This is a genomic window from Bacillus sp. FSL K6-3154 (genome assembly GCF_040869395.1).
Taxonomy (GTDB): Bacteria; Bacillota; Bacilli; order Bacillales; family Bacillaceae; genus Bacillus; species Bacillus safensis.
In genome coordinates, this window is sequence record NZ_CP152033.1 from 2172888 (window position 1) to 2187405 (window position 14518).

The window sequence follows — 14518 nt, forward strand, 5'->3', positions numbered from 1 at the left end:
CATATGCCGAGCTCTTTTTCTTATGAAGAAGACGAGGAGGAAGATAGCTCCTGCTTCATCACTTTATTCTCACGTTTTTTTTCCTTTAAGAAAAAGGAGAGGACGAGACCAATGACGGCAATCAGACCAGAAATGAAGAATGACGTATTCATTCCATGAACGGCCGATTTTAATGGATTGGCCAATTCTGCATTTGCAGCAGAGCTGCTCATGATAGAGACAAGCACAGCCGTTCCAATGGAACCGCCTACTTGTCTCATCGTGTTATTCATCGCTGTCCCATGAGGGATCAAATGAGGCGGTAAAGAGTTAATACCTGCGGTTGTCAGCGGCATCATGATCATCCCAACCCCGATTAACCGAAGCGTGTAGGCGACCGTAATGAGGGCGATCGATGAATCAAGGGTGAGCAGCATAAATGGCAGGGTGGTAACGGTGAGTATCGTAAATCCGCCTAATGCCAGCCCTTTTCCGCCGACTTTATCAAAAATCCGTCCAATAATCGGTGACAGGAGTCCCATGAAGAGAGCACCTGGCAATAAGATAAGCCCTGTATCAAGTGCAGACAGCCCTCTGACATTCTGCGTATAAAGCGGCAGAATCGTCTCTGTCCCAATTAATAAAGCAAAGACAAGCATGCCGAGGAAGGTTGTTAAGCTAAAGATCGCAAATTTAAATACGCCAAACTCCAGCATCGGTCTTGTTAAGTTCGACTGGCGCAGGATAAAGAAGAACAAGCTCACGGCGCCGACAATCAGCGAAATGAGAACAGTCGCACTCGTCCATCCATACGTGCCGACACTAGAAAATCCGTAAAGCAGCCCGCCGAAACCGAACGACGACAAGATGACAGATAAGACATCAATACGTGTTTCTCTTTGCTGCGTCACATTTTTCATTAAGAAGAAAGCAAGAATGAGATCAATGATACCGATTGGCAGAACAATATAGAACAAGAACTTCCAGCTGAAGGAATCAACAATCCAGCCGCCAAGTGTTGGCCCAAGCGCAGGTGCGAACGAGATGACAAGTCCGACCATGCCCATTGCCTGCCCGCGTTTTTCTTTCGGGAAAATGGTTAAAAAGATCGTTTGCATCAGCGGCATTAAAATCCCTGCGCCTGCTGCCTGTACGATACGCGCTGCAAGTAACACCGGGAAATTCGTTGCAAATGAAGCAAGAATTGTACCGGCTGTAAAGATGCTAAGTGCCGTTAAAACTAAAGAACGGCTTGAAAATTTCTCAATGAGGAAAGCCGTAATGGGGATGAGAATCCCGTTTGTCAGCATAAAGGCTGTTGTAAGCCACTGTCCTTTGCTGACCTCAATATTGAAATCTTCCATGATATGCGGGATCGCTGGAATGAGAAGCGTTTGGTTTAAAATCGCAACGAATGCCCCAACGAGGAAAATCCCAACAATCACAGATCGATTATACGATGTAGTTGATTGATTCATGTTATCCCTTCTTTATCTATAAAATGATGTTTTTCAACTGTGACACGTTTTGTGATAAAACGCTGTTTTTGCCTAAATAATCGAGCAGTGAGCTGACTAAAAAGGTTCTCGGTTCATCCTTTGATAATTCTTGATTGAGCAGCTCATAAGCAGAGAGGAGATCGTCTTTTTCTTCTCCGTTTGACAGTGCGTGAAGCTCTTGTTTGATCTTCGTTAAGTACGAGATGACAAGTTTTTCTTCATCATATCCGTCCTGTGAGGAAAACAAATAAGAGTCCATGAGCTGATCTGTTAACACAGGCTCAATTGAGCAAGGCTTTTTCGATACACGGTCCATCACACCGATAATCATCTCAGCAGCATTTTCTAATTTGATGTTCTTGTGCTCAATCGCCAGCATTAAGATGAATTCTCTCATTAATCCATTGAGAACAATCACGAGATCCCAGACATAAGGAGCGACAGATTCACCATATGTGCTCAAAATAATGTCCCTGTGCCGCTGCATGATAATGGAGCGTGTCTCGCGTAAGTGTTTAATGACAATAGGCGAATGCTGAGAAAAAGCTTCAAAGGACAGCATGTTCAAAAATTTATGATTCTCTTTAAACTCTTCAAGCTCAAGCTTGATCTTCTTTGTGAATTTTTCCTTTTTGGACAGCGTCGTTTCTGAATGAATGATGCGGGAAATCTCTCTCATTTTGCGCTGATTGTATTTAATCAGTTCTAGTAGAAGAGCTTCCTTTGAATCAAACAGTTTATAAATAGACGCTTTTGATATTTTACAGGCATCGGCAATTGACTGCATGGAGACACTCATATAGCCTTTTTGAGAAAATAATTTCTTTGAAACCCGCAAAATCTCTTCTTGCTTTTCGTTCATCTTCATAAGTCCTTTCCGAATCGGCAAAACCATATGGTCACAATGGAAACCGAGTGGTCACTTTTGCTATGATAACAAAACCAATGACCCATGACAAGAAAATGAACTTAAAAAAATACCCGTCTGCATGACAGGTATTTATCCTTCCGCATGTGCGGTATATATTTTTGTTTTGCCGTGAAGTTCGACGACCAACATGTCTTCTCTCTCTTTCACAGAGTAAATAGCGGTCCCTTTTTGCAGCCTAGAAGCTGTACCATGTTCAAAATTTTTGACGGCTGTTTTCTGAATGACACCTACTTGCTGATGTTTTGTGACGTGTAAGGATGTCGTCCAATCTACATTTGTTTCATAGACCGTTCCTTCCCATTGAAATAAATCTGCCTGCTGATCCATAGCTAATAACTCTTCAGCACTAGGTGGTTTTGACTGAGAATATTGGACGGACTGGCAGGCGCAGAGGAAGATCGCGAGAATCATCATCAATAAACTCATCCATATATTATGTTTCAAAATGGGTTCCTTCCCTTCAGACAGTCTCATGAATAATGGACGTTTGTGAAGTCATATCGTTACTTGACTAGTCAGCTCCAGGTGAATGAGATTGTATGTTGGCACAAAATACGATACATTTATTGTATGACGAATCCAAACCATCCAAACAAAGAAGATATGAGACTGATTTCTGTGCTGCACGCATTGGCTGATCCAATCCGGTTAGAAATTGTCCGCTGCTTAGCGGAAGCGGGGGAGAGGACATGTGGCACGTATGAGATGAATATTGCCAAATCCACGCTTTCCCATCACTTCAAAGTGCTGAGGGAGGCAGGCGTCGTGAAAGTGAGAATTGACGGGAAGCACCGTTACTATTCTTTAAGAAAAGAAGACATCGAGACCGCTTTTCCTGGACTCATGTCATCGATTCTAGCTATAGATAAAGAACGGTGGTAAGCCAGCTGTCTATGAAGAACAGCTGGCTGTTTTATTTCCCGAAAATGGCGTCATACAGCCGTTTCACTGCCGGCTGAATATCTTCTTGCTTCATATGTGAGAAGCCGAGGACGAGCGGAACAAAGCCTGGCTGATGCCCCGGCAATTGCTCATCAAGGGTAAAACGATCCATTCCGTACATTTTCAGCTTTCTTTCTTTCGCTCGCTGTAAAATCTCATGCTGCGTTCGATTTGAGCGGAACTCTGCAATAAAATGAAGACCGGCATTTTCTCCAATAATCCGCACATTGTCAGCAAAAACCGTATTGAGCTCTTCAATGAGCTGCTTCCGTTTTTCCTCATATAAACCATTCATTCTTTTAATATGCCGTTGATACGCCCCATCTTTTATAAAATGAAGAAGGGTGTATTGTGTAAAAAGATTAGCTGTTTGAATGAAAAAATGCTGTTCCTCCTTATAGCGTCTCAATAAATGCTGAGGCAGCACCATATAGCTTAGCCGCAAGCCAGGCAGCAATGATTTTGAAAAGGTGCCCATATAAATGACTTTGTCATATCGGTCAAGACTTTGCAGCGCCGGAATGCTGTCTGTGCCATATTTAAATTCACTGTCATAATCATCCTCAATAATATAACGATCTGGCTGATCGGCTGCCCAGTTTAACAGCTGAATACGCCGGGAAATCGGCATAATCACCCCTGTTGGAAATTGATGTGAAGGGGTAATGATCAACACATTTGGCTGTTTCTTATGAATGTCGCTCATCCGCACACCTTTTTGGTCAATGCCAATCGTTTCAATTTGGTGATGATTGTTTTTCAGCATTTGATAGAGCCGGCGGTAGCCAGGGTTTTCTAACCCATATATTTGATCGGCCGGAAGAATGCTTGATAACGAATGGATCAGTGACTGTGTGCCTGCACTTAAAATGAGCTGTTCTGGATAGCATTTGACCCCTCGTGCAAGTCCGATCAACCGGGCAATCGTTTCCCGCAGTTCATACACACCTTGTGGATGCGGAAGCTCACCGAAGGCTTCTTGGTGGAGATGGATCGCCTTTTGTTCACTTTTCAGCCAGCTTTTAAATGGAAAGTTCGCTGTATCGACGGAGATATGTGAAAAGGAATACCAGTCGTCTCGTGCAATCGGTTCTTCCTTTAAATCTACAGGAAGAGAAGAGGGTTTCAGCTGCCCAGATTCATGAAATGTTTCTAGTGATTCCACGAAGAAACCTTTGCGTTCAACCGAATATAAATATCCCTCAGCAAGCAGCTGCTGATAGGCCCCATTCACTGAATTAACGCTGACGTTTAATGTATCGGCTAACTCTCGTTTAGATGGTAATTGATCGTGTGGCTGTAGGTTGCGATTTAAGATTTCTTCTTTAATTTTCATATAAATTTGATGATAAATATATCCGTTTTGTCCTGTTTGGTCTAGTTGAATTGTCAGCATCTCACCATTCCATCCTCTCTGGTACCATGAAAAAAATGATATTGGTACTTTCTATCATACCAAAAAATATTCAGAATAATAAAAAAGGATATAAAGGGGATGGATGACAATGAGTCAAACGACAACAAACCGTTTTTCAACCGAAGAATGGCAGGGGAAAAGAGATCAATACGTCGCAAGAGGCGTGAGTAATGGCAACCGTCATCTTGCAGCGAAGGGGAAAGGAGCCGAGCTGTTCGATATTGATGGGAAACGATTTATCGATTTTGCAGGCGCCATTGGCACATTAAACGTAGGACATTCACATCCAAAGGTCGTGGAAGCGGTCAAAGCACAGGCAGAGAGCCTGATTCATCCAGGTTTTAACGTGATGATGTACGAATCGTATATCGAATTGGCAGAGAAGCTGTGCCATCTCACACCAGGTGACCATGATAAGAAAGCCATTTTTCTTAATTCAGGTGCAGAAGCTGTTGAAAATGCGGTGAAAATTGCACGTAAATATACGAAAAGACAGGCCGTTGTGTCGTTCACAAGAGGTTTTCACGGCAGAACGAATATGACAATGAGCATGACAAGCAAGGTCAAGCCATATAAATTTGGCTTCGGACCATTTGCGTCAGAGGTGTACCAAGCACCGTACCCTTATTACTATCAAAAACCTGAAGGATTAAGCGATGCCGCGTACGACGAGTATATCATTGACCAATTCAATCAATTCTTCGTCGCAGCCGTTGCACCTGAAACTGTTGCTTGTGTGGTCATGGAACCAGTCCAAGGGGAGGGCGGATTCATAGTGCCATCGAAGCGTTTCGTTCAGCATGTCGCTTCCTTCTGTCAGCAGCACGGGATTGTCTTTGTTGCAGATGAAATCCAAACCGGTTTTGCGAGAACAGGGAAATACTTTGCGATTGAGCACTTTGATGTGGTACCGGACTTAATTACTGTGTCAAAATCTCTTGCAGCTGGCTTACCGCTGAGCGGAGTCGTTGGCAGAAAAGAAATGCTTGATGCGGCAGATCCAGGGGAGCTTGGGGGAACATATGCAGGAAGTCCGTTAGGCTGTGTAGCTGCACTGGCTGTCCTTGATATCATTGAAACAGAACAACTGAATCAACGATCTGAACATATTGGGAAAGTCATTGAGGACAAAGCAAATGAATGGAGACAGGCGTATCCATTCATTGGGGAAGTCCGCCGGTTAGGGGCAATGGCGGCAATTGAAATTGTGGAAGATCAAACAACGCGTACACCGGATAAGAAAACAGCCGCAGCGATTGCAGCATATGCAAATGAGCACGGGCTGCTTCTTTTAACGGCAGGGATTAATGGGAATATCATTCGCTTCTTAACACCACTTGTCATCACAGATGAGCTGCTTCACGAAGGACTAGGGATTATCGAGGACGCCTTCAAAGCACGCTAAACAACAAAGGGGGATGGTTGTATGCAAAAACAACAAATGGCAAAAACGATGTCGCAGTCTGACGTGCTGTTTTTGTCCATTGGTGCAATGCTTGGCTGGGGCTGGGTTGTACTTTCGGGAGATTGGATTTTAACAGCTGGATTTTTAGGCAGTGTGATTGCTTTCATTATAGGCGGGATTCTCGTCATCTTTATTGGACTTACGTATGCTGAGCTTTCGTCTGCGATTCCAGAGACAGGCGGAGGGCTCGTTTTTGTCCAGCGGGCATTTGGGATGAAAGCAGCGTTCGTCTCAGCATGGGGCGTATTATTTGGTTATGTGTCTGTGATTACGTTTGAAGCTGTCGCCTTGCCGACCGTCATTGATTATGTGATTCCAACACAGCATGCTGGCTTCTTATGGAATATAGGAGGATGGGACGTTTATTTCACATGGGTATTGATTGGATCTGGCGGGGCATTGTTTTTAACAGCGCTGAATTACATTGGAGCGAAGCCTGCTGCCATTTTTCAGTCCGTGTTCACAGTGGCGATTATTCTGACAGGTTTTCTCCTTTTAGGCGGCGCAACATTTAATGGAGATTTTGCAAACCTTGAGCCGATGTTTCAAGGCGGGGTTGGGGGGCTTATGGCGGTGTTAGTCATGATTCCCTTTTTATTCGTTGGGTTTGATGTCATTCCGCAAGTAGCGGCGGAGATTAACGCACCAAAAAAAATCATTGGGAGAATCTTGATTATCTCCATCGTGAGCGCAGTCGTTTTTTATCTGCTTATTGTCTTTGGGGTAGCTGCTGGAATGTCAAAAGGACAGCTCGAAGCTTCCTCATTAGCGACCGCAGATGCGATGGTACAGCTTCTCGGTCATCAAGCGTTTGGAACAGTGCTGGTCATTGGCGGTGTAGCAGGAATTGTGACGAGCTGGAATGCTTTTATTATCGGTGCAAGCCGTATTCTATATGCTATGGCGGAAAGAGGTATGATTTCCAAATGGTTTGCGTATATTCATCCAAAGTATAAAACACCGACAAATGCCATTTTATTTCTTGGAGTTTTAGCTTTTTTCGCTCCATTATTAGGGCGTCCTGCCCTCGTATGGATTGTCAATGCAGGCGGTGTCGGAATCATCGTCGGGTACTTAATCGTGTCCATTGCCTTTATGAGGCTTCGCAAAACAGAACCTGAGCTGGAGCGTCCATACAGCATTAAATATTGGCGGACGACAGGTGTTTTAGCCATCGGACTGAGTCTTCTTTTCCTTTCATTTTACTTTCCAGGAATGCCGGCTTCCTTATCGTGGCCAGCTGAATGGATATTGCTTTTAGGTTGGGTACTCATTGGGTATATACTATATGTAATGAATCCAAGAACGAAGGAGACGGTAGAGCATGACAAACGAACTCAGAGTATATAATCCTGCAACAGGAGAAGAAATTGCTTCAGTTGCTCAGCATACAAAAGAACAGATCGAAGATGCAATTTCCCGTTCACACAAAGCATTCAAATCATGGGCAAAAACGTCAGCGCATGAACGTGCCAATATCATTCGTAAGTGGTTTGATCTGATGATTGAGCATAAAGAAAGGCTTGCGAAAATCATCACAGAAGAAAACGGAAAGCCGTATCAAGAAGCATTAGGAGAAATCGTCTATGCGGCTGGTTATATTGAATGGTACGCAGAAGAAGCAAAGCGAATCTACGGCAGAACCATCCCGTCACATACGACGAACAAACGGCTTTTCGTCACAAAACAGCCAGTTGGTCCTGTTGCTGCCATTACTCCGTGGAATTTCCCTGCGGCGATGATTACGAGAAAGGCAGCTCCTGCGCTTGCAGCAGGCTGTACGTTTATTGTAAAACCTGCTGAAGACACACCGCTGACAGCCATTGAACTAGTAAAATTAGGTCATGAAGCTGGCATTCCAGAGGATGCACTGCAATGGGTTGTGGGAGATGGCAAAGAAGTGGGTGAAATCTTCACAGATAGTCCATTGATTCGAAAAATCACGTTTACAGGCTCAACGCCCGTCGGAAAGCATTTGATCAAAAACAGTGCAAGCACAGTCAAACACGTATCAATGGAGCTTGGCGGTCATGCTCCGCTCATCGTAGACAAGGATGCGAATCTTGAACTAGCTGTCAAACAGGCAGTGGCATCTAAGTTCCGGAATGCAGGACAAACCTGTGTCTGTGCCAACCGCTTAATTGTGCATGAAGACATTCATGAAGCATTTGCGCAAAGCTTCAGCAAAGAAGTAGAAAAGCTGAAAGTAGGCAATGGCTTTGAAGAAGGTACATCCATCGGTCCAATTATCAACAAGCGCGGCTTTGATAAAATTGTCGGTCAAATTCAAGATGCTGTGGATAAAGGGGCGAAAGTTCTTGTCGGCGGCGATACGCATTTCGACGATGACAAATCATATTATTTTGTCCAGCCAACGGTTCTTACACATGTGGATCCTTCGATGAACATCATGCATGAAGAGACATTTGGTCCAGTGGCACCAATTACGACATTCAAAACGTTAGACGAGGCAATTGAATTAGCCAACGATACACCTTTTGGCCTAGCAGCTTATTTCTTTACAGAAAATTATCGGAACGGACTCTACATTTCAGAACATCTCGATTATGGGATTATTGGCTGGAATGATGGCGGTCCATCGGCTGTCCAAGCACCTTTTGGCGGTATGAAAGAGAGCGGAATTGGCCGAGAAGGCGGCATCGAAGGGATCGAACCTTATTTAGAAACAAAATATGTATCCATTGGGTTAGACGAATAAACGTGAAAAAGACTGTCAGAGGAAATCTCGGCAGTCTTTTTTATGTTAAACAGCCGGCGGAAAAAGCTGATCCACCGTTTCTTTCGTTTCTTTCAAAATTTCATGTATGTAATCTGCAGATGCCTGCTCCATGCTGCTGAACAAAAGCCGTTCGACAGGCTGAACGCCAATAAAATTGAAGACTTCAGTATCGGTTGTCATGTGATGAGAGGAGCTGAAGACTTTATTGGAATCAAGAAAAGTCCTCGGTGCATCGTGGGTGTTGATAATGACACCTTTTTTGTGCTGAAGCAGATTTTCAATCTCTCCATCTTCACTGATCTGATAAGCAAAACCTTCAGAAAACACGCGCTCTACATATCCTTTTAGCATGGACGGCAAGCCTGTCCACCATATTGGAAAAATAAACGTCAGCACATCCGCTTGCTGAATCAGTGTCTGCTCTCTTTGAATAGCAATCGGGACATCACCGCATTTGATGGCAGCCTTTTCTGCAATGGTGAGCTCTGGCGAAAAACCTAGGGCATAGACATCACGAACAGTCACTTTATGACCATTGTTCAATAGAGTGCTCACAACAAGATCTAATAAGGTTTGATTTAAGCTTTGCTGGGGATGAGCAAATATAATTACATGGTTCATCTCATAGCCTCCTATGTGGTCATCTGTCTCATTATGTCACGCGGCTTTATCCTATTCAATCCTATATTGGTAATAACAAGTTGGGAAAATGGAAAATAATTGATTTTTAATAAAAGTAAACAGTCTGTGATGCAAGAAAAAGCGATCGTTTCTGAGAAAACGATCGCTCATACAGCTTTTATTTCTTTCTAAAAGCAAGTCCAAGTGCAATCAGTGCCACCACTAGAGCAGCAATGGACAGACCAAGGACAAGTGGTGAGGAAGAAGCAGAGGCTGTTTCAGAGGCCTTTTCTTCTTTTGGTTTTTCCTGGCCATGTGAATCCGTTACAGTATTAGATGCCACAATGTTTGTGATGGAATGAGGTTTATCAGCATCTTTATCGCCAGTCCATTCAACGACAGTTCCATCTTTATAATATTGATACGCATCCCAAGCAGCTTCACCTGCTTTTTCAGGGTTTTTCGCTACAAAAACGAATTGTTGGAATTGTCCAGCAAGCACACCTTTACCTGTTGCTTCCCAAGTCACTCTTGTTACCTTGCCATCTTTCTCTTCAGTTGATGTTTTCCAGCCAGGTACTGGCTCATATTGCTGGAATTCTACGCCTTTAGGTATTGACAAGACAACCTTTGTCGTCGGGCTGTCACTCTCAGAAGGAACCTTTAATGTATAGGTCTCCCAAGCATTTGTCGCAGATGTATCAGGCTTGACTGTTACGTGCGCACTCACAGGAATTGCTAATAAAAATGAAGCGAGAAGCATTGGTAATAAAGCTTTAACGTATTTTTTCATATGTGATGAACTCCTTTTAGTTTCTTCTAATAAATGTGGTATCGATATTCTTAAAAGAACCAGTTAACGCATGGATTTCAATCTTCCATGTGCCTTTTTCATTTAATAAGAGATTTTCAGCAGAGAAATGACCATTTTTTAATCGTTTCAGCTGAAATTCACTCGGTGTCTCATCACCGAATAAAGCCACCTTATGGATCTTGGCTGTTACAGATTGAATATCAGTGATCGTTTCGCCATTCTTCTTTGTAAATGCCACTTCGAATGAGTTTTTCCCCGGGGCATTCGGAGTAATGCTCAAGGACACAATATCACGATGCTCGACCTGATTTGCACCAAAGAAGGGCTCAGGTGCAGGCGGAGGAGGGCTCGGAATATTGGTAAAGACAGCTGTTAATAACAAAATGGCGATCCCGATCATCCATTCGGCTCGTAAGGAAATGCTGCGTTTCTGCTTCTTTTCCCATCTCAGCATCAAGTAATGCATAAGCCCAAGAAGGCCCATGATGATAAATAAACCAAGCTTGATTAAAAAGGTGCGTCCGTATGCTGATTGGAAAAGAGCGTCAAACGATTGCAAAATAAAGATGGCATTCACAAATCCTGAAAACACAATGAGTCCAACAGAGAGCAGTGCCCAAGGATGAAATGCTGCTAGCGTACTCCGAATGAGCGGCTGATCTTCATTTGGCAGTTTCTTCATCAATAGAAGGACAATGGCTGTTAAACCACCGACCCAAATCGAAGCAGAGACGAGATGGATGAAATCAAGTGATGTTGTGAGTATTCTATTGTCTGTTGCGGCTGGATGTCCGATTTGTGCCTTCAGCCAAAGGAGCACTGTGAAAAGGAGCAGTGGAAACAGCCAAACCCGAAAAGAAGAGAAATCCCCTTTTCTCACCGCTACAATCGTCCAGATGGTGAGAAGAACAAATGATGCCATAAGCATCATCCACAGACTACCGCCAGAAGTGGACGCAATCGTTTCTTGTAAAAGCGAAGGCTGAAATGCCCCCCAAAAGGACACATCTGCCGCTGATTTTGTCTGAATCGGCAGCTGGAACAAAAGTGCTCCGCCCATCATCATCAATGACACGGTCAAAAGCCGCTTCATTCGTTTCGCCAATACAGGTGAAATCGCAGTCTTAAACCAAAGCAGTCCAAACAAAATGGTCCCAAGGAATAAGCTGAATGACGTATAAAGAAAGGCTTTATCAATAGTTGAGGCCACATCAATGGATTCATTCGTTTGACCTTGCTCTAATTGGTCAAAACCGCCATCCGCTTTTCCAATACTAAACGGAATCATGCCAGAGACAGAGTGTCCGTCCGCTGATACCGCATTCCACTGGATGGTGTAAATTCCTTTTGGTAAATTCTTTTTCAAAGCCGCTTCCATGATCTTTTGATCTTTAATGACCGTATCTCCTTTATCCACACGATCACCTTTTGCATTTAGCACCTTAATGGCATGAAATCCGCTTTCAATCCCTTCACTAAATGTGATCGAGACTGAAGGAGGCTGCTGATCCAGTTCTTCATTTGCCGCCGGGTTTGAGCTCACGACGTATGCGTGAGCAAATGCTTCCTTTGGAATGAAAAAAGCGAACATGACCATAAGAAGCAGAAGCCACTTACTATTTTTATACAAGGTGAATAACCGCCTTTCTACCTATGAAAATGTCTCATGTATCAGAAAGAAAGCGGCAGTAAACTGTGAGTCACAGAAAAAACCGCTCTTCCTATTGTACCGCCCTCTCTAAAAGGTAAACGAAACAAACAGCAAGATGGTTCACTTTTTCTGTGTCATGTCTGCGCAGACATTTCTTAATTGAATAGGTTTGATCAATTATAAGCCTATTCGATTTAAGAAGAGGAAACAAGAAGAGACCATTTGAAAGTTGTGAAATTCCCATGAATTTTGCTTCAAAACAACGGAAGATCAACCTTTACTCCCCTTTTGTATTGGGATCTGAAGGTGATGTCACATCATTTTTCAATTTTGTCACACACTATGTGACAAAGTGACATTTAGTTTCAATTGAAGAGAAAGTGAAAGCGTTTTACGATAGGCATAAGGGCTTCACTGAATCTTGTTCTTATATCTTTTGACCTATAAAGCCCTAAATAAAGGGAGAGAAGAAAGGAGTTTTCATAGATGCAGGAAAAAAGCGGATTTCGCGTAAAAGTACAGCGCTTCGGAAGCTATTTAAGCGGTATGATCATGCCGAATATTGGAGCGTTTATCGCTTGGGGACTCATCACCGCATTGTTCATTCCAAGTGGTTATTTTCCAAATGAACAATTAAATACACTTGTTGGACCAATGATCAACTACTTGCTGCCGCTCTTAATCGGTTACACAGGCGGGAAGCTCGTATATGACCATCGAGGCGGGGTACTCGGTGCAACCGCTACGATTGGGGTTATTGTCGGTTCGGACATCCCAATGTTTCTAGGCGCAATGATCATGGGGCCGCTTGGCGGTTATCTCATTAAGAAAATCGACCAGCTGTTCAAAGACCGAATCAGATCAGGCTTTGAAATGCTGATTAATAACTTTAGTGCAGGTATTCTAGGTGCCATTTTAGTCGCCATTGCTTTCTACGCCATCGGTCCAGTGGTACTAGGCCTGAATAAAGCCCTTGCGGCAGGTGTAGATATCATTGTCAATGCACATTTACTTCCGCTGGCAAGTATCTTCATTGAACCAGCGAAAGTATTGTTCTTAAACAATGCCATTAACCAAGGGATTTTAGGTCCATTAGGAGTAGAGCAAGCGGCGAAGACAGGCCAGTCCGTTCTGTTCTTGCTTGAAACAAACCCAGGGCCAGGTCTCGGTGTTCTTCTAGCTTACATGTTCTTTGGAAGAGGGACGGCAAAGCAGTCTGCACCGGGTGCGATTGTCATTCAATTTTTAGGGGGAATCCATGAGATTTACTTCCCATACATCTTAATGAAGCCAAAGCTCATTTTGGCGGTTATTGCTGGGGGAGCAAGCGGCGTTCTGACCTTTACACTGTTAAATGCAGGCTTAAAGGCTGTGCCTTCACCAGGAAGTATTATCGCTCTTATGCTCATGTCACCAAAAGGCGGCCACCTTGCCGTTCTAGCAGGTGTTGTCGTGGCAGCGGTCGTATCGTTCCTTGTCGCTTCTGTCATTTTAAAAGCATCTAAAGCAGTGGACGAAGACTTAACAGCAGCAACAGAAAAAATGCAAGACATGAAAGGCAAGAAAAGTGCAGCAGCTGCTGCTCTTACAGCACAAAAAGAAGGTGCTGAAGCAAGCGAGCAAGCAGCATCTCCAGATGAAATCAATCCAGATAACGTGAACAAAATCATCTTTGCCTGTGATGCAGGAATGGGCTCAAGTGCGATGGGCGCATCCGTCTTAAAGAATAAAGTCAAAAAGGCAGAGCTTGATATTGATGTGACAAATACATCCATCAGCAACATCCCAGATGATGCCGATGTGGTCTTTACTCATAAAGATTTAACAGATAGAGCCAAGGCAAAACTGCCAGGAGCTGTCCATATCTCAGTTGATAATTTCTTAAACAGCCCGAAATATGATGAGCTGATTGAGAAATTGAAAAAATAACATGACGAAACGGGTTGAGTCCAATTTTTCCTAATTGAACTCCCCGTTTTGGTTGTTTTCTGATTTTCTATTCTAAAAAAGGTGTGTGATCTTTCATGAAACAAGTACTTTCAAAAGACAATATTTTTCTAAACGAACAAGCGGGCTCTAAAGAAGAAGCCATTAAAAAAGCAGGCGAAGTCTTAGTGGCAAACGGTTATGTCACAAGTGATTATGTGGACAAAATGTTTGAAAGAGAAAACATTTCTTCTACATTTATGGGCAACGGAATTGCCATTCCTCATGGGACAGAGGATGCGAAAGCGGCTGTCCTTCATTCAGGAATTTCCATTATCCAAATTCCAGATGGCGTTGAATATGGCGAGGGGAATATTGCTAAAGTTGTATTTGGTATCGCTGGTAAAAACAATGAACATCTCGATATTCTTTCTCAAATTGCGATTGTCTGTTCAGAGGAAGAAAACGTAGAGCGTATCATTCATGCAAAGGATCAGGATGAACTGATTGCCATCTTTAACGAGGTGAACTAA

The 14518-nt window shown here is 43.4% G+C and carries 13 protein-coding genes; 6 read left to right on the top strand and 7 right to left on the bottom strand.

Annotated features, from left to right (window positions below):
* Positions 1–20: 20 nt before the first annotated feature.
* From MHH61_RS11095 to MHH61_RS11105, 3 genes are all read right to left on the bottom strand, one after another.
* Positions 21–1457, bottom strand: a complete 1437-nt coding sequence (locus MHH61_RS11095; protein WP_025093639.1) for an MDR family MFS transporter — start codon at positions 1455–1457, stop codon at positions 21–23.
* A 16-nt stretch (positions 1458–1473) separates the two neighbouring features.
* Complete coding sequence (locus MHH61_RS11100; RefSeq protein ID WP_234107571.1) at positions 1474–2340, bottom strand: TetR/AcrR family transcriptional regulator; 867 nt, start codon at positions 2338–2340, stop codon at positions 1474–1476.
* A 138-nt stretch (positions 2341–2478) separates the two neighbouring features.
* A complete protein-coding gene (locus MHH61_RS11105; protein WP_117590485.1) occupies positions 2479–2853 on the bottom strand; it encodes a hypothetical protein in 375 nt (124 codons plus the stop codon).
* Positions 2854–2979: 126 nt separating this feature from the next.
* On the opposite strand from MHH61_RS11105, the gene MHH61_RS11110 reads away from it, so the two are divergent.
* Positions 2980–3291: a helix-turn-helix transcriptional regulator gene (locus MHH61_RS11110; RefSeq protein WP_024425536.1), complete on the top strand. Its 312-nt coding sequence runs from the start codon at positions 2980–2982 to the stop codon at positions 3289–3291.
* A gap of 31 nt (positions 3292–3322) precedes the next feature.
* Here the strand turns inward: MHH61_RS11110 and MHH61_RS11115 are convergent, their stop codons facing one another.
* Positions 3323–4747, bottom strand: a complete 1425-nt coding sequence (locus MHH61_RS11115) for a PLP-dependent aminotransferase family protein (RefSeq protein WP_024427316.1) — start codon at positions 4745–4747, stop codon at positions 3323–3325.
* 109 nt (positions 4748–4856) lie between these two features.
* Between MHH61_RS11115 and gabT the strand changes: the two genes are divergently transcribed.
* From gabT to MHH61_RS11130, 3 genes are read left to right on the top strand one after another with little or no spacing between them, the layout of a single operon-like run.
* Positions 4857–6173 (top strand): 4-aminobutyrate--2-oxoglutarate transaminase, encoded by a 1317-nt coding sequence (gene gabT, locus MHH61_RS11120; RefSeq protein ID WP_125587533.1) that lies wholly within the window; start codon positions 4857–4859, stop codon positions 6171–6173.
* Positions 6174–6194: 21 nt separating this feature from the next.
* Positions 6195–7583: an APC family permease gene (locus tag MHH61_RS11125; RefSeq protein WP_125587532.1), complete on the top strand. Its 1389-nt coding sequence runs from the start codon at positions 6195–6197 to the stop codon at positions 7581–7583.
* Positions 7558–8952: an NAD-dependent succinate-semialdehyde dehydrogenase gene (locus tag MHH61_RS11130; RefSeq protein WP_087978516.1), complete on the top strand. Its 1395-nt coding sequence runs from the start codon at positions 7558–7560 to the stop codon at positions 8950–8952. The genes MHH61_RS11125 and MHH61_RS11130 overlap by 26 nt, the downstream gene beginning before the upstream one ends.
* A gap of 45 nt (positions 8953–8997) precedes the next feature.
* On the opposite strand, the gene MHH61_RS11135 is transcribed toward MHH61_RS11130, so the two are convergent.
* The 3 genes from MHH61_RS11135 to MHH61_RS11145 all read right to left on the bottom strand — a co-directional run bounded on the left by MHH61_RS11135 (position 8998) and on the right by MHH61_RS11145 (position 12038).
* Positions 8998–9594, bottom strand: a complete 597-nt coding sequence (locus MHH61_RS11135; protein WP_125587531.1) for an NAD(P)H-dependent oxidoreductase — start codon at positions 9592–9594, stop codon at positions 8998–9000.
* Between the two features lie 178 nt (positions 9595–9772).
* Positions 9773–10387, bottom strand: a complete 615-nt coding sequence (locus MHH61_RS11140; RefSeq protein WP_024425541.1) for a YcnI family protein — start codon at positions 10385–10387, stop codon at positions 9773–9775.
* Positions 10388–10403: 16 nt separating this feature from the next.
* On the bottom strand, positions 10404–12038 hold the full coding sequence (locus MHH61_RS11145) for a copper resistance CopC/CopD family protein (RefSeq protein WP_125587530.1): 1635 nt from the start codon (positions 12036–12038) through the stop codon (positions 10404–10406).
* 507 nt (positions 12039–12545) lie between these two features.
* Between MHH61_RS11145 and MHH61_RS11150 the strand changes: the two genes are divergently transcribed.
* Both MHH61_RS11150 and MHH61_RS11155 read left to right on the top strand, forming a co-directional pair.
* Positions 12546–13988 carry a PTS mannitol transporter subunit IICB gene (locus MHH61_RS11150; protein ID WP_024427324.1) on the top strand — a complete coding sequence of 481 codons (1443 nt, stop codon included), beginning with the start codon at positions 12546–12548 and terminating at the stop codon, positions 13986–13988.
* 95 nt (positions 13989–14083) lie between these two features.
* Entirely contained in the window at positions 14084–14518 is a 435-nt protein-coding gene (locus tag MHH61_RS11155) for a PTS sugar transporter subunit IIA (RefSeq protein ID WP_012008933.1), read from the top strand.